22 protein-coding genes are annotated in these 25,316 nt (G+C 61.0%); 12 read left to right on the top strand and 10 right to left on the bottom strand.

Annotated features, from left to right (window positions below):
• Window positions 1-16 precede the first annotated feature (16 nt).
• A complete protein-coding gene (locus P7F28_RS22285) occupies window positions 17-511 on the top strand; it encodes a glycoside hydrolase family 104 protein (protein ID WP_277186925.1) in 495 nt (164 codons plus the stop codon).
• A gap of 6 nt (window positions 512-517) precedes the next feature.
• Here P7F28_RS22285 and P7F28_RS22280 read toward each other — a convergent pair whose 3' ends face one another.
• Window positions 518-1,405, bottom strand: coding sequence for a LysR family transcriptional regulator (locus P7F28_RS22280; protein ID WP_277186923.1), 888 nt, complete (start codon window positions 1,403-1,405; stop codon window positions 518-520).
• Window positions 1,406-1,522: 117 nt separating this feature from the next.
• On the opposite strand from P7F28_RS22280, the gene P7F28_RS22275 reads away from it, so the two are divergent.
• Genes P7F28_RS22275 through P7F28_RS22265 form a run of 3 tightly spaced genes read left to right on the top strand, consistent with a single transcriptional unit; the run spans window position 1,523 to window position 5,490 of the window.
• Window positions 1,523-2,860 carry an MFS transporter gene (locus tag P7F28_RS22275; protein ID WP_277186921.1) on the top strand — a complete coding sequence of 446 codons (1,338 nt, stop codon included), beginning with the start codon at window positions 1,523-1,525 and terminating at the stop codon, window positions 2,858-2,860.
• Window positions 2,860-3,801, top strand: coding sequence for a hypothetical protein (locus P7F28_RS22270; protein ID WP_277186919.1), 942 nt, complete (start codon window positions 2,860-2,862; stop codon window positions 3,799-3,801). Before P7F28_RS22275 ends, P7F28_RS22270 begins: the two co-directional genes overlap by 1 nt.
• Before the next feature lie 30 nt (window positions 3,802-3,831).
• Window positions 3,832-5,490 carry a tannase/feruloyl esterase family alpha/beta hydrolase gene (locus P7F28_RS22265; RefSeq protein ID WP_277186917.1) on the top strand — a complete coding sequence of 553 codons (1,659 nt, stop codon included), beginning with the start codon at window positions 3,832-3,834 and terminating at the stop codon, window positions 5,488-5,490.
• Between the two features lie 132 nt (window positions 5,491-5,622).
• Here the strand turns inward: P7F28_RS22265 and katG are convergent, their stop codons facing one another.
• From katG to P7F28_RS22245, 4 genes are all read right to left on the bottom strand, one after another.
• Complete coding sequence (gene katG, locus P7F28_RS22260) at window positions 5,623-7,881, bottom strand: catalase/peroxidase HPI (protein ID WP_277186915.1); 2,259 nt, start codon at window positions 7,879-7,881, stop codon at window positions 5,623-5,625.
• A 362-nt stretch (window positions 7,882-8,243) separates the two neighbouring features.
• The gene (gene fae / locus P7F28_RS22255; RefSeq protein ID WP_277186914.1) at window positions 8,244-8,777 is read right to left on the bottom strand and encodes a formaldehyde-activating enzyme; all 534 of its coding nucleotides are present in this window, start codon (window positions 8,775-8,777) and stop codon (window positions 8,244-8,246) included.
• Window positions 8,778-8,888: 111 nt separating this feature from the next.
• A complete protein-coding gene (locus P7F28_RS22250; protein ID WP_277186913.1) occupies window positions 8,889-10,253 on the bottom strand; it encodes a sensor histidine kinase in 1,365 nt (454 codons plus the stop codon).
• Window positions 10,243-10,920, bottom strand: coding sequence for a response regulator (locus P7F28_RS22245; RefSeq protein ID WP_277186911.1), 678 nt, complete (start codon window positions 10,918-10,920; stop codon window positions 10,243-10,245). The genes P7F28_RS22250 and P7F28_RS22245 overlap by 11 nt, the downstream gene beginning before the upstream one ends.
• A gap of 164 nt (window positions 10,921-11,084) precedes the next feature.
• Between P7F28_RS22245 and P7F28_RS22240 the strand changes: the two genes are divergently transcribed.
• From P7F28_RS22240 to P7F28_RS22230, 3 genes are read left to right on the top strand one after another with little or no spacing between them, the layout of a single operon-like run.
• Complete coding sequence (locus P7F28_RS22240) at window positions 11,085-12,101, top strand: ABC transporter substrate-binding protein (protein ID WP_277186909.1); 1,017 nt, start codon at window positions 11,085-11,087, stop codon at window positions 12,099-12,101.
• A gap of 11 nt (window positions 12,102-12,112) precedes the next feature.
• Entirely contained in the window at window positions 12,113-12,901 is a 789-nt protein-coding gene (locus P7F28_RS22235; RefSeq protein ID WP_277186907.1) for an ABC transporter ATP-binding protein, read from the top strand.
• Between the two features lie 29 nt (window positions 12,902-12,930).
• On the top strand, window positions 12,931-13,791 hold the full coding sequence (locus P7F28_RS22230; RefSeq protein WP_277186905.1) for an ABC transporter permease: 861 nt from the start codon (window positions 12,931-12,933) through the stop codon (window positions 13,789-13,791).
• A 54-nt stretch (window positions 13,792-13,845) separates the two neighbouring features.
• Here the strand turns inward: P7F28_RS22230 and P7F28_RS22225 are convergent, their stop codons facing one another.
• Window positions 13,846-14,160, bottom strand: coding sequence for a hypothetical protein (locus P7F28_RS22225; protein ID WP_277186903.1), 315 nt, complete (start codon window positions 14,158-14,160; stop codon window positions 13,846-13,848).
• 175 nt (window positions 14,161-14,335) lie between these two features.
• Here P7F28_RS22225 and P7F28_RS22220 point away from each other — a divergent pair, with 175 nt between their 5' ends.
• The gene (locus P7F28_RS22220; RefSeq protein WP_277186902.1) at window positions 14,336-15,928 is read left to right on the top strand and encodes a TrkA C-terminal domain-containing protein; all 1,593 of its coding nucleotides are present in this window, start codon (window positions 14,336-14,338) and stop codon (window positions 15,926-15,928) included.
• On the opposite strand, the gene P7F28_RS22215 is transcribed toward P7F28_RS22220, so the two are convergent.
• Both P7F28_RS22215 and P7F28_RS22210 read right to left on the bottom strand, forming a co-directional pair.
• Window positions 15,915-16,622, bottom strand: a complete 708-nt coding sequence (locus tag P7F28_RS22215) for a phosphatase PAP2 family protein (RefSeq protein WP_277186900.1) — start codon at window positions 16,620-16,622, stop codon at window positions 15,915-15,917. The two genes, P7F28_RS22220 and P7F28_RS22215, sit on opposite strands and share 14 nt — an antisense overlap.
• A 21-nt stretch (window positions 16,623-16,643) precedes the next feature.
• Window positions 16,644-17,312: a hypothetical protein gene (locus P7F28_RS22210; protein WP_277186898.1), complete on the bottom strand. Its 669-nt coding sequence runs from the start codon at window positions 17,310-17,312 to the stop codon at window positions 16,644-16,646.
• A gap of 281 nt (window positions 17,313-17,593) precedes the next feature.
• Between P7F28_RS22210 and fae (P7F28_RS22205) the strand changes: the two genes are divergently transcribed.
• The 4 genes from fae (P7F28_RS22205) to P7F28_RS22190 all read left to right on the top strand — a co-directional run bounded on the left by fae (P7F28_RS22205) (window position 17,594) and on the right by P7F28_RS22190 (window position 22,033).
• Window positions 17,594-18,106 carry a formaldehyde-activating enzyme gene (gene fae / locus P7F28_RS22205; protein ID WP_277186896.1) on the top strand — a complete coding sequence of 171 codons (513 nt, stop codon included), beginning with the start codon at window positions 17,594-17,596 and terminating at the stop codon, window positions 18,104-18,106.
• Window positions 18,107-18,118: 12 nt separating this feature from the next.
• A complete protein-coding gene (locus tag P7F28_RS22200) occupies window positions 18,119-19,156 on the top strand; it encodes an aldo/keto reductase (protein WP_277186895.1) in 1,038 nt (345 codons plus the stop codon).
• Window positions 19,153-20,592, top strand: a complete 1,440-nt coding sequence (locus P7F28_RS22195) for an NAD-dependent succinate-semialdehyde dehydrogenase (RefSeq protein WP_277186893.1) — start codon at window positions 19,153-19,155, stop codon at window positions 20,590-20,592. The genes P7F28_RS22200 and P7F28_RS22195 overlap by 4 nt, the downstream gene beginning before the upstream one ends.
• Before the next feature lie 88 nt (window positions 20,593-20,680).
• Window positions 20,681-22,033 (top strand): MFS transporter, encoded by a 1,353-nt coding sequence (locus tag P7F28_RS22190; RefSeq protein ID WP_370467378.1) that lies wholly within the window; start codon window positions 20,681-20,683, stop codon window positions 22,031-22,033.
• Here P7F28_RS22190 and P7F28_RS22185 read toward each other — a convergent pair.
• Both P7F28_RS22185 and P7F28_RS22180 read right to left on the bottom strand, forming a co-directional pair.
• Window positions 22,015-22,926 carry a LysR substrate-binding domain-containing protein gene (locus P7F28_RS22185; RefSeq protein ID WP_277186888.1) on the bottom strand — a complete coding sequence of 304 codons (912 nt, stop codon included), beginning with the start codon at window positions 22,924-22,926 and terminating at the stop codon, window positions 22,015-22,017. The two genes, P7F28_RS22190 and P7F28_RS22185, sit on opposite strands and share 19 nt — an antisense overlap.
• Before the next feature lie 47 nt (window positions 22,927-22,973).
• Window positions 22,974-23,867 (bottom strand): LysR substrate-binding domain-containing protein, encoded by an 894-nt coding sequence (locus P7F28_RS22180; protein WP_277186941.1) that lies wholly within the window; start codon window positions 23,865-23,867, stop codon window positions 22,974-22,976.
• Window positions 23,868-25,316: the final 1,449 nt, after the last annotated feature.

The following is a 25,316-nucleotide window of genomic DNA, read 5'->3' as shown; positions in this document are numbered from 1 at the left end:
ACCTGAGGAGCATCCCATGCCATGCATCACCGCTGCCGCAGCGGGCGGCGCAAACCGCTGCGCGTTTCTCGACATGATCGCGTATTCGGAAATCGGGCCGCAATTGCTGGCGGAATCCGACAATGGATACAACGTGCTGGTCGGCTCGACGCCCGCCAAACCGCTGCTGTTCACCAGCTACGCCACGCATCCCGACGTCTTCAATCCCGCGCTCGATTCCACCGCCGCCGGGCGATATCAACTGCTGTTCCGCTACTACGCGTACTACGAGAAATTCCTCGGATTGACGGACTTTTCGCCGCTCAGTCAGGACAAGATCGCGTTGCAGCAGATCAAGGAACGCAGCGCGCTCACCTCGATCGACAGCGGCGATCTGGATCACGCCATTTTCCTGTGCAGCAACATCTGGGCGAGTTTGCCGGGCAATCACTATGCGCAGCACATCAATCCGCTGACGACGCTTCAGACCGCGTATGCGTCGGCGGGCGGCTCGGTGACGGCAACGGCGTGATTCGTCTTACTCGAAGCCCGCCACCATCTCCCGAAACCGCGCCGCCGCCGGGGTCTGCGCACCCGGCCGCGTCACCAGATGCAGCGGCGCGCGAAACGCTTCATCGCCGGCGACGCGGCAGTAGCGCACGCTTTCCTGCCGATACCGCTGCATCGACGCGGGCACCAGCGTCACGCCGCCGCCCGCCGCAACCAGATTGATGGCCGTGACCATACGCGGCACTTCATCGACGACGCGCGGTGTAAAGCCGCGCGCCTCGCACGCGCGGATGAAATCGGCGTACATGCCCGGCGCGCCGGGCCGCCGCACGAAGATGAACGATTCGTCCGCGAGTTCATCGACGGAAACCGCGCGCCGTGCGATCAGCGCGTGTCCGAGCGGCAGCACCAACAACATGCGCTCCTGCGCGAGCAAATCGAAGCGCAACTCGGCGGGCGTTTCGATCGGCTTGCGCAAAATCGCCACGTCGATGCGCCCGTCCATCATCATTTCGATGATCTCGGCCGCGTTGATCTCATTCAATTCGACGGAAATATCCGGATAAGTCTCGCGGAACTTGCGGATGGCCGCGGGCGCAAGCGGATGAAACGCCGCCGAACTCGTCAGCGCGATCCGCACGCGTCCGACCTGCCCCTGCGCCACGCGCCGCGCATGCGTGACGCCCTGTTCCAGCGTTTTCAAAGCCAACCGCGCGTGCTCCGCGAGCGCCTCGCCAGGCGCGGTGAGTTCCACGCCGCGCGGCTGTCGCAGAAACAGCGCGAAGCCCAACTCTTGCTCCAGTTCCTGAATCTGCTGCGAAAGCGGCGGCTGCTGCATATGTAAACGCGCCGCCGCGCGCGTGAATTGCTTCTCTTCGGCAACAGCGAGGAAGTACCGCAAATGGCGCAATTCCATGGTGGTATATCCGCTTGGTATATCCGTTGAGTATGGCAGCATCATCCGATATGTATTTTACATTTGGCGACGACCTTTCTAAGCTCGAAATACACAATGAAAACAGAAGGGAGACGTATGCAATCTGTGTTGAATTCCGGCGCTTCGCTCGCGCCGCCAAGACCGTTGACGAACGCGCAAGTGCGCCGCGCGGTGCTGGCGTCGGTGATCGGCAACGGGCTGGAGTGGTTCGATTTTCTGATCTACGGCTACTTCGCCAAGACCATCGCGCATGTGTTTTTTCCGGTCGGCGACAGCTTCTGGTCGCTGACGCTGACGCTCGCCACCTTTGCGATCGGCTTCGTCGTCCGGCCGCTGGGCGGAATCGCGATCGGCGCGTGGGCGGATCGGCATGGACGGCGCAAGACGCTCTCGCTGCTGATTCTGCTGATGGCCGCGAGCACGCTGTTGATGGGACTGACGCCGGGTTATGCGAGCATCGGCATGGCTGCGCCCTTACTGGTTTTGCTGGCGCGCGTGCTGCAAGGGCTGTCGGTTGGCGGCGAATTCGCCACTGCCGCCGCGATGCTCACCGAATACGCGCCGCCCGGACGCAAGATGTTCTTCGGCAGTTTTCAGATGACATCGCAGGCGGTGGCGCTGTTGTTGTCGTCCTCATGCGGTTATCTGCTGACGACGAATCTGTCCGGCGAAGCGCTTAATTCCTGGGGATGGCGCGTGCCGTTTCTGCTCGGCGCGTTGGTCGGCCCGGTCGGCTTCTATATTCGCCACAAGGTCTCCGAATCGCCCGAATTCGTGCAGATGCGCGAGCGGCTCGGTCACGCGCCGCGTCAATCCTTGCGGGCGTTTTTCCGCGAACGGGGCGATGCCGCATTGTGCGCGATGGGCGTCATCATCGTCGGGACGGCGACGAACTATTTGTGGCATTCGTATATGCCGCTGTATGTCGAGCGGCAACTGCATTTGCCGCTGCGCAATGCGCTGTTCGGTACGGCGATTTCGGGGCTGATCAGCATCGTGGGCTATCCGCTGGCGGGGAAGCTGGCGGATAGGTTCGGCGCGTATCGGCTGTTCTTTCCGATCACCATTCTATGGATCTGCGCCGCGTGGCCGCTGTTCGCGTGGGTGCTCGCCGCACCGACGCCCGAGCGCGTGTTCGCCGCGCAGATGATCGCCACCGTCGTGCTGAGTCTGATGTCCGGCGCGCATCCCGGCATGTTGACGCAACTCTTTCCGACCGCCACGCGTTCGATGGGCGTCGCGCTGTCGTACAACATCGCGGTCACGTTGTTCGGCGGACTTGCGCCTTTGACCGTGTCCACGTTAATCGATGTCAGCGGATCGCGCATGGTGCCGGCGGCGTATCTGATTTTTGCGGGCGTCGTGTCGTTGTTGCTTGTTGGATTGAGCGCATCGGGACGTCGATTGGTTCGTGATCCGAAGGAAAGTGCTTAATGATACGCCCGCGTAACGAATATCCCGTCAGCGCAATCGGCGATGCGCGTCTGCATGTATCGACTGATCGCGGTGAAGGAAACGTGCCGCTGTTCGTGGGCCGTGCTTCGGGCAACATAACGCGCATCGTAATCGTGCTGCACGGCCGTTTGCGCGATGCCGACGCCTATTTGCGCACGGCGGAACGCGCACTCGCGGCTTCATCGGTCGATGCGGATTCGACGGTCTTGATCGCGCCGCAATTTTTAGCCACGGCGGATATCGAACATCACGCGCTCGGGTCTGACATGCTGCATTGGGAATGGACCGCGTGGATGGGCGGACTCGATGCGCGCGGCCCGCACGCGCTCAGTGCCTTCGATGTGCTCGATGCGCTTATCGCCGATTGCGCGGCGCGTTATACGATGCTGCGTGAAATCGTGATCGCGGGGCATTCGGGCGGCGCGCAGGTGGCGCATCGGTACGCAATCGTTGGGCATCCTGATGAAAACGTGCGTTACGTGATCGCGAATCCATCGTCCTATGTTTATTTCGATGCGACGCGTCCCTACGCCATTCAATGCGACGACTTCGATGACTGGAAATACGGTCTGCGCAAGCTTCCACGCTACGCAAAGCGAGGCGAATACGAAGCGCGCTACATCGCAACCGACGTGACGTATTTACTTGGGGAACGCGACTGCGATCCGGCGCACCCGGCGCTCGATCGCTCGTGCGCGGCGATGAGTCAGGGACCGCATCGGCTGGCGCGCGGGCGGGCGTATCGCGCGTATTTGCTGGGCAGACATCCGGATTTGCGACATCGATGGGAAGAAGTGCCCAACGCAGACCACGACGGCGAAGCGATGTTCGTATCGGCCGAAGGCGTGCGCGCGCTGTTCGGCGATGAAGCGCGGTTTATCGAAACAGCCGCTGCTCATACAGGCGGCGCGAGCGAATAATTCGCAGTACATACACAACGGAGACAAGCAATGACCAGCAAAACGTTGGGGCACACGCTCGCCCTTTTCACGGTGATATCCACGCTCAGCGCATGCGGCGGCGGCCATGACGACAACGACAACCCGCCCGCGCCCGCACCAACCGTCGCGCAGCAATGCTCGGCGTTGAATGGGCTAGCGATATCCGCATCGTCGATTGGCGCGCCTTCGAATGGCGCGACCATCAAGAGCACGGCGCTGGTGGAAACCAGCGGCGAATATTGCCAGGTGAACGGCAGCATCGCACCGGTCGATGCCACCGCGCCTATCATCAACTTTCAGGTGAACTTGCCGACCAATTGGAACCGCAAGGCGCTGCACTACGGCGGCGGCGGTTTCGATGGCACGCTGATTACCGGCGTCGATCCGCTCGATATGGCGCCGACCGGCACGCCGACGCCGCTCGCACAAGGCTACGTCACCTTCGGCGATGACTCGGGACATCAGAGTTCGAGCATCACCGATGGCTCCTTCGCCGCGAACGATGAAGCGCTCGCCAATTACGGCGGCCTGAGCCTCAAGAAAACGCATGATGTAGCGATGATGCTGATCCAGAAGCGCTACGCGGCGACACCATCGAAAACGTACTTCTTCGGCAGTTCGACGGGCGGGCGCGATGGCCTCACCGAAATCCAGCGCTGGCCTGCGGATTACGATGGCATCGTCGTGAATCGGCCGGCGCTCAATTACACGGGATTGCGTTTGTCGAACGTGGTGTTGGGACGCGCGTTGTATCTCAACGGCGGCGCGGGCTGGCTCGATGTCGCCAAGACCGTGCTGCTGCAAAACGCCGTGATGAACGCCTGCGATGCGCTCGATGGCGCGACGGACGGTATCGTATCGAACGTGGCGGCGTGCAAGGCGCTGTCGCCGCAAATCCTCGCTTCCGTGCGATGCTCAGGGGGCACCGATACCGGCGATACGTGTTTATCGGATGCGCAGATCGCGACGGTCAACACCATCGCCGCGCCGCTCACGCTGCCGTATCCGCTCGCCAACGGCGTCACGCGATACGCGGGCTACAACATCCTCGCCGGTTCCGTGTTCGCCGGGCCTTATACGACGCGCGATTTCGGCACATCGAAAACGCCGTCGAATCCGGCGGGCAAGCACGATGCGAATCAATGGGTCACGGGCGATCAATGGGTGAAGTACTTCCTCACGCGCATGCCCACGATCAACTCGCTGACCTTCGATCCGCTCAATCCCGGCGCATATCAATCGCGCGTGCAAACCGTCTCCGCCCTGAGCGATGCCACCAACACCGATATCAGCGCGTTCCAGGCCAAAGGCGGCAAGATCATCATGACGCACGGTCTCGCCGATGAAATCGTCAGTACGGATTCGAGCACCGATTACTACAGCGGTCTGGTCACGAAGTTCGGACAAAGCTCCGTCGATGGCTTCGTGCGCTTCTATCTGATGCCGGGCGTCGGTCATGGCACCGGACCGTTTCATCCGGCGATCGATTCGCTGACGGCGCTGGATAAGTGGGTCGAAAGCGGCACCGCGCCCGAAACGCTCTCGATGAGCGATCTCAACACGGCGACGCTTGGGCGCACGCGTCCGCTGTGTCGATATCCTGCGTGGCCGCGTTTCGTCAGCGGCGATATCAATACGTCGTCTAGCTTCGCCTGCGTGAACAACTAAGCCTTTGGGACACCGCTCGCGGTGTCCCAAAGTACTCACAAAAATCAGACCGTTAGTTGCTAATCAGATTCAGAAGCACAAAAAAATGCGGCTCCCCGAAAGGAGCCGCATCGTCCATCGACTTAGCCCGATTTACTTCTTCAAATCGAACCGGTCGAGGTTCATTACCTTCGTCCACGCCGCCACAAAATCCTGCACGAACTTCGCTTGCGCATCCGCCGTCGCATACACCTCGGAAACGGCGCGCAGCACCGAATGCGAACCCAGCACCAGATCGACACGCGAAGCCGACCACTTCTTCTGCCCGCTCTTGCGATCCGTGCCTTCGAACGAATCGCGCGAGGTCGCCTTCCACTCGGTATTCATATCGAGCAGATTGACGAAAAAGTCATTGGTGAGCGTTTCGGGCTTGGTCGTCAGCACGCCCTGACCTTCCTTATTGGTCACTTTCAGCGCCCGCAGACCGCCGATCAGCACCGTCATTTCCGGCGCGGTCAGCGTCAGCAATTGCGCGCGATCGATCAGCAGATGCTCAGCCAGCACGCTATAACGACCGCCCAGATAGTTGCGGAAACCATCGGCGCGCGGTTGCAGCGCGTTGACGGATTCCACATCGGTCTTGTCCTGCGATGCATCCATCCGGCCCGGCGTGAACGGCACCGAAACCTTGTTGCCGGCCTTCTCCGCCGCCTGCTCGATGGCCGCACCGCCCGCCAGCACGATCAGATCGGCGATCGAAACCTTCTTGCCGCCCTGCGCGCCGCCGTTGAAGTCCTTCTGGATGCCTTCCAACGCGCTCAAAACCTTGCCGAGCTTCTCCGGCTCATTCACCGCCCAATCCTTCTGCGGCGCAAGACGAATGCGCGCGCCATTCGCACCACCTCGCTTGTCCGAGCCACGGAACGTCGATGCCGAAGCCCACGCCGCCGACACCAGATCCGACACCGACAGCCCCGACACCAGCACCTTCTGCTTGAGCGCGGCGACATCGTTCTGATCAATCAGCGCGTGATCCGCCGATGGAATCGGGTCTTGCCAGATCATCTCTTCGGCCGGCACTTCCGGTCCGATATAACGCGCGCGCGGACCCATGTCGCGGTGCGTCAATTTGAACCATGCGCGGGCAAAGGCATCGGCGAACTGATCGGGGTTTTCCCAGAAGCGCTTGGAAATCTTCGCGTATTCCGGATCGAAGCGCAGCGACAAGTCGGTGGTCAACATCGTCGGCTTGATCTTCTTCGATGCATCGTGCGCATGCGGCACGGTCTCTTGCGAGTCCTTCGCCACCCATTGATTCGCGCCTGCCGGGCTCTTGGTCAGTTCCCATTCATAGCCGAACAGGTTTTCCCAGAAACCCTGGCCCCACTTGGTCGGCGTGGTCGTCCACGTCACTTCCAGACCGCTGGTGATGGTGTCCGCGCCCTTGCCCGAGCCGAACTTGTTCTTCCAGCCGAGGCCCATCAGTTCGAGTTCGGCGGCTTCCGGTTCGGCGGCGACGTTATCGGCCGGACCCGCGCCGTGCGTCTTGCCGAACGTGTGTCCACCAGCGATCAGCGCGACGGTTTCCTCATCGTTCATCGCCATGCGGGCGAAAGTTTCGCGGATATCGTGCGCGGCGGCGAGCGGATCGGGATTGCCGTCCGGCCCTTCCGGATTGACGTAGATCAGGCCCATTTGCACCGCGCCGAGCGGGTTTTCCAGATTGCGGCCATCGTCGGTGCGGCTAACTTCTTCGCCGTGCATGTCTGCATCGGCGACAAGCACGCCTTCGTCTTTGTCATCGCGCGGTGCGCCGCCCTTGCCGTAACGGACATCGCCGCCCAGCCAAGTCTTTTCGTTACCCCAGTAGACATCGAGGTCCGGTTCCCACGTATCTTCACGGCCGCCTGCGAAACCGAAGGTCTTGAAGCCCATCGTTTCGAGCGCGACGTTGCCGGTGAGGATCATCAGATCGGCCCATGAAATCTTCTGGCCATATTTCTGTTTGATCGGCCATAGCAGACGGCGCGCCTTGTCGAGACTGACGTTATCCGGCCAGCTATTTAGCGGCGCGAAACGTTGCTGACCGCGTCCGCCGCCTCCACGCCCATCGCCGGTGCGATACGTGCCGGCGCTATGCCATGCCATGCGGATAAACAGCGGGCCGTAATGACCGAAGTCGGCAGGCCACCAGTCCTGCGAATTGGTCATCAGTTCGCCCAGATCTTTCTTGAGCGCGGCGTAATCGAGACTTTTGAAAGCCTCGGCGTAATTGAAATTCGGATCGAGCGGATTGGACTTGCTGGAATGCTGGGTCAGCAAATCCAGCCGCAGCGCCTGAGGCCACCAGTCCTGATTCGTCGTACCGCCACCGGCGGTGTGATTGAACGGGCACTTAGATTCGTTCGACATGCGTTTATCTCCTTGCGAGGACATATCCACTGCTCGTTATAACTTTCGCTTCTGAAGTTGCGGTGAATCACATGGTGCTTCGACCTATGCTGCCAATGAATCATAAGGCGAGATGGGGTTTGCTTGCAGGCGGCCTGTCGATGCTCAATTCGGTGCGCAAATGACGGTTTCGTTACGCCTTCATCGTATGCGCGCGCGGCGCTGCCTCTAAAAGAATACGTGAGAGCGCGCGGCAAATGAATGGGATTGTGGCAATGCCAGCGATAGGACTTTGCTATAGCGGAATGTTGCGATGCGGCATGCGCCGTGGTTATTTTTGTCGCAAGCCGCTCGTTGTCGCGATTAATATTTCGCCATCCGAACTAACTCCAATCGTCCATATCATGTTTGATCGTGTGCCGATTCGCGATCAGTTCATCCACGCTCGGCTCGTTATTCATTGCGCGCTGAATGGCGAGTTTGGTCGCTTCGTAGTTGGTGCGATACATATCCTTCTTGTCGAGATTCGCGTCCGTGGCACAGCGCGGATCGATCCATACCAGACTGATGATGCACAAGTCGTTCGCCTGATCCTTCGGCAAGATGCCTTCGATCAGACAATCGACCACGGCGTCGGCGGGGGCGGCCTGCACCACGCCGCCGAATAGTTCGATATTCGCCATATCGCGCAACGTGACCTTCGGCACCATGATGGTCGCGGGCCGAACCATCTGATTGCAGGCGCGGATCGCGAACATCGCGGTATGGCCTTTGGACTGCGCCATCATATTGGCGAACGCCTGCCCGACCGGTCCATCCACGCGGCCGATCAGGATTTCGGGCATGGCATCGGTGGCCTGGCCGGGTGCGGCGAACACGGTGGCTTCACCGGCGCGGAAGGTCAAATCGAGCGGCATGGGAATCTCCTCGGGACAAAAGCTTCTGTCGGCTGCAAGGAGAATGCCAAGCGATATCGACCGGTTATAAAGCGGGATTGCTCATAAAACGTGACACTCTGCGCCACAAGATCAGGCCGCAGCAAACGACGCCTCGACGATCAAACCCTTCTCGCGCGTACGCAACGCAATCTCCCCGCGATGCGCCAGCACGATTTCCTTCGCAATCGCGAGTCCAAGCCCCGTCCCTTCCGTATCCGCCGATGCGCGGTAGAACGGCTCGAACACGCGGCTGCGTGCTTCGGCGGGAATGCCGGGACCGTCGTCGGTGACGGTGAGGACGACGCGTTCCGCTTCGCGCGCCACGCGCACGGTGACATGGCCGCCCGATGGCGTGTATCGAACGGCGTTTTCGGTGATGTTGTAGACCAGCGCGGTCAACAAGGCTTCATGGCCGATCAGCCAGCATGCGCCATCGAACTCCGCGCCGAGATCGATCTCGCGATTCTGCGCATACAGCGCGAGGTCTTCGGCCACGTCCTGCGCAATCGCGGCAAGGTCGATCTTCTGCTTGGCAAGTTGCGTGTAATCCGCCGCTTCGGCCTGCGCGAGCAGCAAGAGCTTGTTCGTGAGTCCGACCATCGACCGATTGCTCCGCTGCATGGCAGCGAGCGCTTCGTTCAGCGATGGCTCCATCGCGCGATGCTGCCGCGCGAATTGCAATTGCGTCTCCAGCAGCGTCAACGGCGTGCGCAACTGATGCGCCGCATCCGCGATAAAGCGACGCTGCGCCGCGACCTGCATGCCAAGCCGCGCGATGCACTGATTGATCGCATCGACGATGGGCCGCAATTCCGTATGCAGACGCTCGACGCGCAAGGGTTCGAGCTGCATCGGATCGCGGTCCATCACTTCGTCTTTTACCTTGAGCAATGGCCGCAATTCGAAGGTCAGGCCGATGCACGCCAGCGCGACCGCCAGCAGCACCATTTCGATCTGCCGTACCAGTTGCGGACGCCAGAGTTGACGCACCATCGCATCGCGCGATGCTTCGGTTTTACCGACCGATACCAGCACGCGACGCACCGCGCCGTTGTCATACATCTGGCGCACGAAAGCGACGGCGCGGATTGGCTTGCTGTGATGCTCAGCATCGAAAAACACGGGCGAATCGTGCGCGGCCGATGCGCTGACAGGAAAATCCGGCGCGCCCGCCAGCAAGCGGCCATCATCGACATTCACGCTGTAAAACACCTGATCGCCATACGGCGACGCGAACACTTCGAGCGCAGCAGGCGGCACATCCACGCGCAACATGCCGTCCGACCACTCCACTTCCCCCGCGATCATCCGCGCGGATGCAAGCAACGTGTTTTCCTGGACGATGTCCGCCGTATGACGCGCGTTGTCATACGCCGCCTTGCCGGTTACGAACACGTAGATGGCGAGCGGCACCAGCAGCCACCACAGAAGGCGCACACGCAGGCTATTGGTCATCGTCCTTCTTGCGCAGCAGATAGCCGAGCCCGCGCAGCGTGACGATCGCCGCCGAACTGCCGTCGAGCTTCTTCCTCAAACGCGATACGTAGATTTCCAGCGCATCCTCGCTCGGCTGATCCTCGTGCGTGAAAATCGCGTCCAAAAGCGCCGCCTTCGATACGGTCTTGCCCATCCGCAGCGTCAGCGCTTCGAGCACGCTACGTTCGCGCGGCGTCACGGCAAGCGGCGCGCCTTTTAGCGTGAACTCGTGCGTATCCATATCGAACACCAGATCGCCGCACGACACTTCGTTCGCCGTCGATGCCGTGCGCCGCCGGATCATCACCTTCACGCGCGCAATCAGTTCGCGCACCTCGAAAGGTTTGACTAAGTAATCGTCCGCGCCCGCGCCAAGCAACTCCACTTTCTCGTCGATGGAACCGCTCGCCGTGAGAATCATCACCGGCGTGGCGTCGCCGCGCTGGCGCAATCGGCGCAACACGTTCTTGCCGGAAAGACGCGGCAAATTGAGGTCGAGCAGCACCACATCGTATTGATTGGTGCGCAGCAGATGATCGGCGGATTCGCCGTCCTGCACGGCTTCGAGCGCGAACGACTCCTGCTCCAGCGTTTTGGCGAGCCAGAGCGAGAGCGTCGGATTGTCTTCGATCAGCAGCAGCTTCATGAATAAGGTGCGCGCATTGCGGGGAGATAGCCGCGCGATTGTAGGGTGCGCGCACGTCTTGCCGTTAATCGGGTTAACACCCATGAAAAGCATCGGGGTCCGAAAGCAGACAGAAGGAAACCCATTCCTATAATCGCCGCACCACTTATAAAAGGAGACTTTCGATGCACACCTTGCGCAAGCTCGCAGCCTTATCCGGACTCGCTTTCGCGCTCGCGGCGGCGTCCGTGTCCGCGCATGCCGAGAAAATCTCGATCATGGTCGGCGGCGCGACGAAGATCATCTATCTGCCGGCGAAGCTCACCGAACAACTCGGCTACTTCAAGGACGAAGGGCTGGACGTGGAAATCCTCTCGCAGCCCGCCGGCGTCGATGCGGAAAACGAGTTGCTGGCGGGCGCAGTGCAAGGCGTGGTCGGCTTCTACGATCACACCATCGATCTGCAAAGCAAGGGCAAGGAAGTGCAGGCGCTGGTGATCTTCGGTCAGGTGCCGGGCGAAGTGGAAATGGTCTCGACCAAAGCATCCGCCACGCTCAAGAGCATGGCCGATGTCAAAGGCAAGACGCTCGGCGTAACGGGACTGGGTTCATCGACGAGCTTTCTCACGCAATATCTCGCGCAACGTGCGGGCGTAAGTTCGAAGGACTACACGCTGCTGCCAGTGGGCGCGGACAACAGCTTTATTGCGGCGGTCAAGCAGGATCGTATCGACGCGGGCATGACGACGGAACCGACCGTCTCGCAACTCATCAAGAACGGCGACGCCAAGGTACTCGTCGATATGCGTACGCTCGAAGGCACGCGCGCAGCGCTTGGCGGCACGTATCCGGCGTCGAGTTTTTATGTGAATCGCGCGTGGGCGGAATCGCATAAAACGGACGCAGCGAAGCTCTCGCGCGCCTTCGTCAAGACGCTGAATTTCATCTCGACGCACAGCGCCGAAGAGATCACCGAGAAAATGCCTAAGGATTACTACGCGAAGAACAAGGACCTCTACGTCGCCGCTTTGAAGGCTTCGCTGCCCATGTTCACCAAGGACGGCAAGATGCCCGCCGATGGCCCCGACACCGTGCTCAAGGTACTCGCCGCGTTCAATCCGTCGGTGAAGGGCAAGCATATCGATCTGGCGCGCACGTATTCGAACGAATTCGTGTCGGGCACGGCGACGGCTGCGAAGTGAGGCTTGCCGCTATGAATCAATCGACACAACCGGCCATCGAACTGCGCAACGTCTCGTGCCGCTTCATCTCGCCGGACGGCAAGGCGACGGTTGCGCTGCGCGAATTCAGCATGTCGGTGGCGAAGGGCGAATTCGTCGCGATCGTCGGTCCGACGGGCTGCGGCAAATCCACCACGCTCAGCATGATTACCGGCCTGCTCAAGCCGACCACCGGCGAAGTGCGCGTGATGGGCCAGCCGGTCAATGGCATCGATCCGCGTATCGGCTTCGTGTTTCAGGCCGATGCCGTGTTCCCGTGGCGCTCGGTGATCGACAACGTTGCGGCCGGCCCGATCTATCGCGGACGCTCGAAATCCGCCGCCTACGATGAAGCGCAGGACTGGCTGCGCCGCGTCGGATTGGACAAGTTCGGCAAGCACTATCCGCATCAGTTGTCGGGCGGCATGAGAAAGCGCGTGGCGCTGGCGCAGACCTTCATCAACAAGCCCGAAATCCTGCTGATGGACGAGCCGTTCTCCGCGCTCGATATGCAAACGCGCACGCTGATGCAGGACGAATTGCTGCAACTGTGGTCGGCGAATGCGGGCTCGGTCGTGTTCGTCACGCACGATCTGGAAGAGGCGATTGCGCTGGCCGATCGCGTGTTCGTGCTGACGGCGCGCCCCGCCACGCTCAAGAAAGTCTACGAGATCGATCTGCCGCGTCCGCGTATCACGTCGGAGATTCGCTACCACCCGCACTTCATCGAAATTTCGCGCGATATCTGGCACGACCTGCGCGAAGAAGTGCAGATCGGCTGAATCTGGCTTATTGCTTATAAGGAAAACAAATGTCCACGCCTCAACAAGCGATGCCCGCGGGCATCGATACCCGCACGCTCGCGCAGGTCGAACAGGAAGCGCAGCGGCGCATCCGCCAGCGACACGCGCTGGTGATCGGGCTGCGTATCGCCGTGCTCGTGTTCGTGCTCGGCGGCTGGGAACTCTCGGCGCGTCTGCACTGGATCGACCCGTTCTTCTTTTCGATGCCTACCGCCATCTTCGATCAGATCATCGACTGGTTCGTGAATGGCACCTCGCAAGGGCCGCTGCTCACGCAAGTGTGGGTGACGCTAGAGGAAACCGGTCTGGGCTTTATCATCGGCTCGGTGGCGGGCGTGTTCTGTGGCATCGTGCTGGGCCGCAACAAGCTGCTGTCGGACGTGTTCAGCATCTACATCAAGATCGCCAATTCGATTCCGCGCGTGGTGCTGGGTTCGGTGTTCGTGATCGCGCTGGGTTTGGGAATGGCGTCGAAGGTGGCGCTGGCGGTGGTGATGGTGTTCTTCGTCGTGTTCGCCAATGCGTTTCAGGGCGTGCGTGAGGCGGATCGCTACATGATCGCGAATGCGCAGATTCTGGGCGCATCGCGCCGGCAGGTGACGACTTCGGTGGTGATTCCGTCGGCCTTGTCGTGGATTCTCGCGAGCCTGCATGTGAGCTTCGGCTTCGCGCTGGTCGGCGCGGTGGTGGGCGAGTTTCTTGGCTCGAAGCAAGGTATCGGCTTGCTGATTTCGACGGCGCAGGGCGCGTTCAATGCAAGCGGTGTGTTCGCCGCGATGATCGTGCTCGCGGTGGTAGCGCTGGCGGCGGATTATTTGCTGACTGCTGTTGAACAGCGGTTGTTGAAGTGGCGGCCCGCGGTGCATTGAATCGCTTCAAACGAAAAAAGCCACGCGTCTTTCAAGCGCGTGGCTTTTTGTTTTTTATCGCAACCCCAGCGATTCCGCCCGCTTCACACTGCAGTTCGCGTGCTCGATATCAATTACGCGACCTTGGTTATTCACATACAGCGCATAGCGATCCGTTCCGTATTTCTGGAAGCCATATTCGATGCATTCCGAATGCCACGGACCCCAGTTGCCGTCGGGCGGCCCGAGCCGGTCGATCACTTCGTTTTTTGTCATGCCCACATGCACGCGGCTCATGATGTCGGCGGCGGCCGGTTCGCTCGCGCAACCGTAAAGCACGGACAACACGCACGCTACGCTGGCGAACACACAGAATTTCAGTTTCAGCATCGATACACCCGTCGATCAAAGAACGAGAAAGTATCGGCAAGCGCGATGGCGGACAATCGAACAAATCTGAAACCCACGCGAGATTCAGCATTGCTTATCTCGTTGATCCAATTGAAAGACTTTCGTACGATGGCCCGTTGCCGATGTCTTTTTGTCGGTATCGACGGAGACCGCCGTGAACCTCGTCGTTTCCCTGCTTGAACATCAGCCGTTCTTCGCGCTGTTTCTGACCATCGCGCTGGGCTATCTGGTCGGCGAAATCAATGTAAAAGGATTTTCGCTGGGCGTGGGCGCGGTGTTGTTCGTCGCGCTGGCGATCGGCTGGCTCGCGCCAAAATCCGCGCCCGCGCCGATGGTCGGCACGCTCGGCCTCGCGCTCTTTCTCTACGCGGTCGGCATTCAATACGGGCGGCAGTTCTTTCTCGGCTTCAAAAGCACGTACGGGCGGCGCGCGAATCTGCTGGCGTTGATCGGCGTGATGTTGTCGGCGATAACGAGCGTGCTTTACGTGAAGCTTTTCGGCGTGAGCGAGGGCCACGCGCTCGGGCTTTTTGCCGGATCGGGCACGAGCACGGCGACCTTGCAGGCGGCGATCGCCAAACTCGGCAGCGACGATCCGGCGGTCGGCTATTCGGTCGCCTATCCGTTCGGCGTCGCGGGGCCGATTCTGCTGCTCTACATCACGTACGCGATTCTCAAGCCGAAGCGCGATACCGCATCGAACGCGGGGCTGAGCGGCCTCGAAATCACGTTGCGCAATACCGCGCTGCGCAGCAAGACCATCGGCGATCTGACCGCCCTGCTTCCCGCCGATGTGCGGATCGTCGCGCGGCGGCATGCGCATCGAAACGAACCCGCTGCGCCCGACATGATCCTGACCGAAGGCGATGCCTTGCTGATCGTCGGCTTGAGCGCGGAATCGCTGGCGATGGCCGGCCGCATGATCGGCGATGCGGAGCCGGGGCGCATCGGACGCGATCGCAGCGATATGGATTATCTGCGCGTGTTTGCACCGCGTGCGGGCGTGGTCGGACGCGCGCTCGGCGATCTCGATCTGCCTTGCGACAAAGCCGCGACCATCCTGCATGTGCGACGTGGCGATACCGACCTGCTCACGCATCCCGACTTCGTGCTCGAGCATGGCGATCGTGTCGGCTTGCTCGCACCGCGTGCGGAGTTTCCCGCGCTGCGCACGTATTTCGGCGATTCGATCAAAGCGACCGCCGAGTTCAGCTACATATCGATCGGCTTAGGCATGGCGCTCGGTTTTCTGCTTGGCTCCATCGCCGTGCCGATGCCGATGCTCGGCAAGCTCTCCTTAGGCCTCTCCGGCGTGCTGATCGCGGCGCTGATTTTGGGCTATTTGCGGCGCGCGGGCGGCATCGCGTGGACCATTCCGCTGTCGGCGAACCTCGTGCTGCGCAACCTCGGGCTGACGCTGTTTCTGGCGCAAGTGGGCATGTCGTCGGGACCGCGCTTCGCGGCGACGGTATCGCAGACTGGCGTGCAGATGCTCGTGCTCGGCGCGATCCTGCTGCTGGTTCTCGCGCTGCCGATTCTGCTGCTCGGCTTGTTCGCGTTCCGCATGCCGTTCGATCAGGTCGCGGGCATCGTCGCGGGCGCGACCGGCAATCCGGCCATTCTGGCGTATGCCAATAAGCTTGCGCCGGGCGAGGAACCGGATATCGGCTACGCGATGATCTTTCCGGGCATGACGATCGTGAAGATCATTCTGGTGGATATTGCGCCGGCGTTCATCGGGCGGTGACATCGACTGAACGACGCCGCGCCATCTCCGCCGTGCCGATGCACAACGCCAGCCACGCGCCGCCCGCCGCGAATCCGCCGATCACATCGCCGGGAAAGTGCACGCCGATCACCACGCGGCTCATGCCGATCAGCAACACGAGCGCGCACGCGATCGCGATAATCGGCGCGTCCCATCGGCGGGGCGCGAGCCGCATCAGCACATACGCGCACATCCCGTAGCAGACGATGGAACCGAACGTATGCCCGCTCGGAAACGCAAAACTTTCGGGGATTGGGACGAAGGCATCGGCGGGACGCTCGCGGCGCATCAGCGTCTTGAGCGCGTGGTTGATCGCGCCGCCCGCAGCGGTGGTGATCGCCAGATAAAGCGCGAGTTTGAAATGCCGCGCGATCAGCGATATCGCGCAGAAAACGGCGCATAAAGCGGTGAGCGTCGGCGGATCGCCGAGATGCGTGAGGCGCGCGAAAACCGGCGCGGCGAACGACGGCATGTGCGTGCGGATGGCGTCGAGCGCGAGTTGATCGGCGGCGGCGAATGCGGTGCCGTGCGCGATGCGCCAGGCAATCGCCACGAAAACGGCGATGCCGGTCAAAGCAGATGCCACCGTAAAAAAAGCGATCTGCGCCCGGCTCTGCGTGCTCCGATACGCGAAAACCGCCAACCAAGGCACGACCACAACCACCGCCAACATCGCATAAAACATCGATTCGTCTCAGGAAAGTGCTGCGCGCACGCCAAAATCCGGCAGCCGGTCCCAGCCAAACGCGACCACGCGCGCCACCGGCCGATCCAGCGCCACGACGCCGCGAATCTCGCCGGGCATCGGCAACGCGAGGCCGCGCCAGCGCGAAGTATCGGTGACGGCGCGCTGTGCGCGGTTCATGCCGATGCGCGCGGATTCCGCCCACATCGCATCTTCGCCGGTGGCATCGACCGTCAGGCCAATGCCTATTTTCGCCGATGCCGCCGCGATCACGATCCATATCCCCGAATACGCGACATCCACGCACAGCACGCCGCCGCCGCGCGGATCGCTCACGACGATGCGTTCGTCCGGTCCGTCCTCGATCAGCACTTCGCCGGGCGTGCAGTGAAACATATGCGACAGCACCAGTCGCAGCGTCGCGCGCGCCACGCCGAAACGCCTGCCGATCGCCGAATTCGGATGCAGCCGCGCGCGCCGCCGTTCGCCCAAAGTCAGCCAATTCCCCACATTCGATGCCGATGCAAAGCGGAATTCGCTCGGCACCAGCCACAGGAAAACATCGCCGGGTGCGGGCGGACGGTCGATCAGCGCGCGCGCTTTGGTGAGATCGTGGTGTGTCCACGGCGCGTCGTCGGCGAGGGCGAGCGGCAGCGGCGGGTGGATGAGTTCGGGCATGAGCGAGGTGATCGCGATGATCGCGGTGATCGTTAGCGCGGCCTTTCGGTCCGCTTGCGAATCACCATTTTCTGGAACGAACCTTATCGGAGCCTTAGGAACATTCGTAGACATGGCGGGAAGGTTTGCTTCCGCACCTTGACTCAGGGTCAACCCGGAGTTGATTCCATCTCACACCCTCCCTGAAAAATCCTCGATTCCTCCTCGTTCGAAGGCCGCCGCAGAATCGCTCCATCCACCAACCGGGTGGCGATGAATCTGAGAGCAAAGGAGTCGAGGCAATGGAAAGAAATCTGTTTATCGGTGAGGGCTTCGAAGGCCCCGGCGTCAATCTCGCGCATATCAACGTGCTGGTCGGTCCGCGCAATGGTCCCGCCGGTCAGGCATTCGCCACCGCGCTCGCCACGCCGTCCGCCGGCCACGCGCCGTTCGTCGTGATCGCGCAGCCGGGCGTGCCGACCAAGCCGCTGACGCTCTACGTCAACAAGGCGCAGATTCAGGGCGATTTCCACGGCAACGCGACCTGGGGCGCATCGCAGGCGGGGATCGCGAAGGCGGTCGCCGAATCGCTGGAAAACGGCACGCTGCCGCCGGAAGCGGAGAACGACTGGGTGGTCGTATCGGCGAATTGGGTCAATCCGAATACCGACGATCTCGACGCCGTGTTCGAGAACAACTACCGCGCCTGCAAGAACGCGATCGTCGCCGCGATGGAAGGCTTGCCGCACAAGAGCGCCGTCTTCAAGGCCGCGCGCGATGTGTCCAACCCGTTCTACACGCCGAAAAAGAAGTAAGGAGCGCCGCAAATGGAATTCGTACGTCTCGGCCAGTCCGGCCTCAAGGTTTCGCGTCTGTGTCTCGGCACCATGAATATGGGCACGCCGCAATGGAAGCCGTGGATTTTCGATGAAGCGCAATCGCTGCCTATCGTCAAACATGCGCTGGATGCAGGCGTGAACTTTATCGATCTCGCCGATTTTTATTCGACCGGCGTAGGCGAAGAAGTGGTCGGCCGCATTCTCAACCGGCTGGTGAAGCGCGAGGAAATCGTCGTCACGACCAAGGTCGGCTACGACATGTCGGATAAGCCGAACGGCGGCGGACATTCGCGCAAGCACGTGATGGACGGCATCGACGGATCGCTGAAGCGGCTTGGCATGGAATACGTCGATATCTACATGCTGCATTTCTTCGATGTGAACACGCCCGTCGAAGAAACCATGTGCGCGCTGAACGATATCGTGCGTGCGGGCAAGGCGCGCTATATCGGCGTATCGACCATGTACACGTGGCAATTCGCCAAGATCATGCAGGTCTGCGAACGCAACGGATGGCATAAGCCAATCAACATGCAGCTGCAGTTGAACCTCGCCTATCGCGAGGAAGAGCGCGAGATGGTGCCGTATTGCATCGATCAGGGCGTGGGCGTGTCGGTGTTCAGCCCGCTCGCACGTGGCCTGCTCACGTCCGATCCGAAATCGACGCGCAATCAGACCGATTTCTTCACCGCGCAAATGTACGGCGATCATGCTTCGCGCGAGATCGCGGCATCGGTGGCGCGCGTGGCGGAGCGTCGAGGCGTGACGCCGGCGCAAATCGCGCAGGCGTGGGTACTCTCGCGTCCCGGCATTTCGTCGATGCTGGTCGGCGCGGATTCCCCCGCGCAATTCGACAGCGCGCTCGCCGCACTCGACACCAAGCTTGATGCCGACGAACTCCACGAACTCGAACGCAATTACACGCCCTGCGATCTGATCAACGACTACACGGCCGGCCGCCGCATCGCGCGTGAATCGCGCCTGCCGCAAGGCGCGTTCGAAACGCAACTGGAGCGCGCCGCATGAAAGACCTTCTTCAGACGACGCATTTCATCGGCGGACAGTGGCGCGAGAGCGTCAAGACGTATCCGGTGCGCAATCCGGCGACGGGCGAGATCATCGCGCAAGTGGCGCGCGGTGGCGCGGAGGAAACCGAACTGGCCATCGCCGCTGCCAAGACTGCGTTTCCCGCGTGGCGCGCATTGACCGCGAAAGAACGCAGCGCGCGCGTGAAGCGCTGGGGCGAACTGATGCTCGCGCATCGCTCGTCGCTGGCGGAATTGCTCACGCGTGAGCAAGGCAAGCCGCTGGCCGAAGCGCTCGGCGAAGTGGCCTACGCCGCGAGCTTTCTCGAATGGTTCGCGGAAGAAGCCAAGCGCAGTTACGGCGATGTGATTCCCAGCCCGCGTCCTGATTCGCAGATCGTCGTGACGCGCGAGCCGGTCGGCGTGGTCGCGGCCATCACGCCGTGGAATTTTCCGCTGGCAATGATTACGCGCAAAGCCGGTCCCGCGCTCGCAGCGGGTTGCACGATGGTGCTGAAGCCATCGGAGGAAACGCCTTTGTCGGCGTTCGCGTTGGCGGTGCTCGCGGAAGAAGCGGGCATTCCGGCAGGCGTGTTCAACATCGTTTCCGGCGATGCAGTCGCCATCGGCAACGTGCTGACGGCATCGCCCGATGTGCGCAAGCTGTCGTTCACCGGCTCGACGCGCGTCGGCAAATTGCTGGCGAAGCAATCGGCGGATACGTTGAAGAAGCTCTCGCTGGAACTCGGCGGCAACGCGCCCTTCATCGTGTTCGATGACGCCGATATCGACGCCGCCGTGCAAGGCGCGATGGCATCGAAATTCCGCAACACGGGCCAAACGTGCGTGTGCGTGAATCGCTTCTACGTGCAGTCGAATGTCTACGATGCCTTCACGCAAGCGCTGACGCGCGCCGTGCACAAGCTGCGCGTGGGCAACGGTCTCGAAGGCGAGTTCGACCAGGGACCGCTGATCAACGAAGCCGCGCTCGGCAAAGTCAAGACGCATCTGAACGATGCCGTGCAGAAAGGCGCGAAAGTCTTGACGGGCGGCAAAGCGCACGCACTCGGCGGCACGTTCTTCGAACCGACCGTACTCGCGGATGCCAAACCGTCCATGTTGATTGCCGAAGAAGAAACCTTCGGTCCGGTGGCCGCGTGCTTCCGATTCGATACGGAAGACGAAGTAATCGCGCTCGCCAACGACACGCCTTTCGGCCTGTCCGCCTACTTCTACACACGCGACCTCGGCCGCGCGTGGCGCGTGGCGCAGGCGCTGGAAAGCGGCATGGTCGGCATCAACGAAGGGATCATCTCGACGGAAGTCGCGCCTTTTGGCGGCGTCAAGCAATCCGGACTTGGCCGCGAAGGTTCGAAGTACGGGCTGGATGAATACATGGAGCTTAAATACATGATGATGGGCGGCCTCGGCCGTTGATCGTCGTTTTCCGCGCACGCAAGAGAGCAAGAGCCGACGCGTGCGCGGCATCAATCCATCGGAGGAGATTCTCTTGGATACGCACAGCATCAGTCCGCAGGCATTCACCCCGACTTACGTCAATACATCGCCCAATCGCGTCACGCTCGACGACGTTCCGCTGAACCGTTTCCACGTGAAAATCGCGGGCCTGACCTTCGGCGCGCACTTCACCGAAGGCTATGCGCTCGGCACCATCGGTTACGCGCTTGGTTCGCTTAACAAACAAATTCCACTCGATGCGTTCTGGATGGGCCTGCTGGGTTCATCGGCGCTGATCGGCATTTTTCTGGGCAGCCTGTTTTTCGGCTGGCTCTCCGACAAGCTCGGCCGGCAAAAGATTTTCCTGCTGAGCTTTCTTATCATCACGATTGCCGCGTTCGCCCAGTTCTACGCCGCCACGCCCGCGATGCTCGTCGGCCTGCGCGTGTTGATCGGCTTCGGCATGGGCGGTGACTTCGCCGTCGGCCACGCGATTCTCGCGGAGTTCTCGCCGCGCAAGCATCGCGGCACGCTGCTCGGCTCGTTCAGCGTGATCTGGACCATCGGTTATGTGATCGCGAACGTGCTCGGCATGCATTACGCGGACGCATCGGCGGATTCGTGGCGCTGGTTGCTGGCCTCGGCGGGCGTCCCGGCGTTTCTCGTGCTGATCATGCGGATCGGTACGCCGGAGTCGCCACGCTGGCTGTTCGGCCAGGGGCGCGTTGAGGAAGCGAACCGTATCGTGCGGAAACATTTCGGCCCGAACGTCATCCTCGATGGCGACAACGGCGAGCACTTCTCCGGCGCGGGCGGCTTCGGGCGTCTGTTCAAGCCGGACCTGATTCGCCGCACGATCTTCAATTGCGCGTTCTTCGTGTGCCTCGTGATTCCCTACTTCGCGATCTACACGTTCCTGCCGAGCATTCTGAAAGCGATCAATCTGAGCGAAGGTTCGGGCGCGGATCTGATGCTGAATGCGCTGCTGGTGATCGGCGCGTTGGTCGGCATCTATCTGACGATCAAGCTGTCGCGGCGCTCGTTTCTGATCGGCTCGTTCGCGGTGTGCTGTTTGTCGCTGATTGCGCTGGCTTTGCTGCCTGCATCGTCTACGTTGTGGATGATCGTGGCGTTCGGCGTGTTCACCCTGACGATGTCGGCGTTCTCGAATCTGGTCGGCGTGTTTCCGCCGGAGTGCTTCCCGACCGAGGCGCGTGCGTGCGGCGTGGGGTTATCGATTGCTTGCAGCCGGTTGGGTTCGGCCGTTGGCACGTTCCTGCTGCCGATCGGTATCGCGCAAGCCGGCGTGCAAATGACGATGATGGCGCTGGCTTTTGTCCTGCTGATCGGCATGCTGGTGTCGATCGCGTGGGCGCCGGAGACGAAGCATTTGACGTTGAATCAGGCGAGTGGGGCTTGAGGTTGCGGGGGCGCTTCGGCATTCGCCCGCGCCCCTTCCCCGCGCAACCACTCCGCAAACTCCAGCACCGAATCTTCGTCCGCGTGCCCCGCCGCGATATCGAGCCAATACCCATACGGCCCGATCGATTCCACCGCCGACAGCGCCACCAGCGCGCCATCGGCCAACTCATCGGCGATCATATTTCGATCCACCACCGCCAGCCCTGTGCCGACCAGCGCCGCATGAATCGCCTGATCAAGCGTGGAAAATTCGATGCCGTTCTCCGCGTACTCGCGCGGCAATCCTGCGGCATCGAGCCAATTGGGCCAGAGGGTGAGACGCGCATCGTTGTGCAGTACATGAAGCGCGGGCACGCGCTTCAACAACGTATCCAGCGATTCACCCGCGTACTTCGGCACGCCAACCAGCATATGCCGTTCGATAAACAGAAAGTCCGAACGACGATCCGCGAGCGCTTCGTAGCCGAAGCGAATGCTGATCTGCCGCTTGTCGGCATCGTCGGTACGGACGGAGAGGTCGATATCCGGCGCGGCATCCATAAACGCGCCGAGCCGCGGTGATAACCAGCGCGTGGCAAAGGTCGGCGGCGCGCACACCGTCAGCCGCTTGCGCTCGTTGCGACGCGAAGCCGACATCGAACGCGTGACACGCTCGATCGAATCGAAGGCTTCGGCGACGCATTCGAGCAGATTCTTGCCCTCCGCCGTCAGCCGAATACCTTTGTGATCGCGATCGAATAACTTGGTGCCAAGCGCATCCTCCAGCAGACGAATCTGCCGGCTGACCGCGCCGGGCGTCACGCACAGCGCATTGGCGGATTTGTTGAAGCTCATATGCCGCGCGCTTTCTTCGAAAAAGCGCAACGCGGTCAACGATGGTAGTCGGCGCACGGCGGTGTCTCTCTTTTATCTTTGTCTTTCATCCCGAAACGCGTGAATCACTCGCGCTTCTGATCATCGATCTGCCCGCGCAGCCAGTCGCGGAACAGCGCCACCTGCGGCGCATCTTCCTGTCCGGTGCGCGTGACCAGCCAGTACGACTGATGCCCATCCACTTCGACATCGAGCAGCGGCACGAGCGCGCCTTGCCGCAGCTCGCGCGTAATCATGTGACGATCCGCCATCGTGACGCCGAGTCCATCGACGGCGGCGCGGATGGCGTGATCGAGCAGATCAAACTCATAGCCGCCGCCAAGATCGACATCTTCGATTTGCGCGGCCTTTAGCCAGTGCTGCCACGTCAGATAACGCTGGTCGCTGCTCGCCAGCACGTGCAGCAGCGTGAACGCCGACAGATGCGCGACCGGTTCCGCGCGCCCTTCGAGCAGCGCGGGCGAACACACGGCGATATGCCGCTCGTTCATCAGCAGTTGATTGTCCAGCCCTTCCCACTCGCCATTGCCGAAGCGGATCGCACAGTCGAGCGAGCCGGATTCGACGAGGTCATCTTTCAGCGCGGTGGTCAGCGTGAGTTCGAGTTCGGGCGCAACCGCGCGCAGCGATTGCAAACGCGGCATCAGCCATCGGCTTGTGAAAGTGGGCGGCGCGTTGATGCGCAGACGCTTCAGATGCGTCTTCTCCTGAATCCCGCGCACCGTCAGTTCGATCCGATCGAACGACATCTTGAGCGCCTGCAATAGCAGCCGCCCGGTCGCCGAGAGTTCGAGATGATGATGCCGGCGCAGCAGCAGCGCTTCGCCGAGCTGCGTTTCGAGCTGGCGCACCTGACGGCTCACCGCGCTTTGCGTGACATGCAGCACTTCGGCCGCGCGCGTGAAGCTGCCGGTGTGTCCGGCCACTTCGAAAGCCCTCAGCGCATTCAGGGCGGGCATCTTTCGCTTCAAATCGGTCTCCTTCCCGACATTCGACGTGCGCGCTTTTATCACGCGCCCGTGCCGGAACATGCCGCTCTGGGGCAGCATTTTACGAATCGAGGCAAATTATGCCGCTTTTATGAGCAAGGATGCCGAAGCTGTCGAGAGACAATAGTCCCGAATACGGCGCGACGTTAGATGCGGAGACATCAATAAAAACCCGTCATGGAAGAGACCAGGAGTGACCTGTCGCCGGAACTAATGACTTACGCTTTAATGGTTAATGCTGCGGGCAATGCACAAGTATCCGCAGTAGTCAATACTCGGAAACGGGCAAGCTAATAGAGATAGGTGCAAGTGCGGATGCAACAGAAGCCTACGGTTTCGCCAAGCTCGAAGGCCCGCAACGTGAAGCGTTCCCGCCCGCTTTCGTCGTTCAGGAAGCGCGGCGGAAGTTGATTTTTTCAGCGTAGAAACGGCGCAAGAGCAAATTCCGAATGGTGACTTCACGGACAGGTTGTAAAGTCCCAGGCGCTTGACGTGATCAAACGCGAGTGACAAGATGAATCACGATCTAACCCGGCACGAGACGGCGAATTTAACTCTGTTTTACGCTATACCAATTGTCGACTCTACATTGAGTACTCGCATTTTTGGTCGTGCGAGTGCGGAAAAGAGGTCTTACTATGGCATTCAACGCCGACCCGCCGGAGTTTGCACCCACTCCCGGAAATGCGGAGCGCGAACCCGTAGTCGGCCGCCCCGTCAGAAGCAGCACTTCCCGGTCCCTAGGCGAGCAGGCTAACAACCAGACGCCTGCTCTCTTCCCCTAGCCGACTACTTTCGGATTGCCGCCAGGAACAAGCGTTGCAGTTCCCGCTGCTCGAGGACCAGTCTCATCACGTAATTCGACATGCTCAACCGGTAGATCCAACGTGAATGTATAGGATGCCATAGTGGACACCACGATAGTTGATGACGTACAACCTCGGAACGCAGAACCATTCCGTGCATTCCTGCAACGTCGAGGGCGCCGCTATGATAAAAAAAAACAAAATCGCAGAGGGAACGCGATCAAACGCCTCTGGGTTCTGCCGAGTCGACTGTACAAATACGCTGAAGAACTAGGCCTTCCTTCGGTTGATGACATCATTGAACGGAACACCTTGTTTCCCTGCCTCAGTCGATTCCTCGGCGACGCGGATCAAGGGGCGCTTATAAGACATCAGCTGATCGAGCCTGTAAAGACGATTACGCGAATCGTTGGGCTAACCGCTTCCCTCGCCCCCACATTGAATTGGGCACCGGGCATCTGCCTCGACTGTCAATCCGAAGACATGCGCACTTCTGGCCACACTATCTGGCGCCGCGATTTCCTTCTACCAGAGGTGCGATGGTGTGGACGCCATAACGCACCTATCTTCGACCTATGCGACGCGTGCTTACGCAGGTTCGCAACCGGATCAC

It is taken from the genome of Caballeronia sp. BR00000012568055 (assembly GCF_029439455.1).
Lineage (GTDB): Bacteria > Pseudomonadota > Gammaproteobacteria > Burkholderiales > Burkholderiaceae > Caballeronia.
Note: the sequence above shows the minus strand (reverse complement) of the source record. Positions and strands in the feature narration are given on the sequence as shown.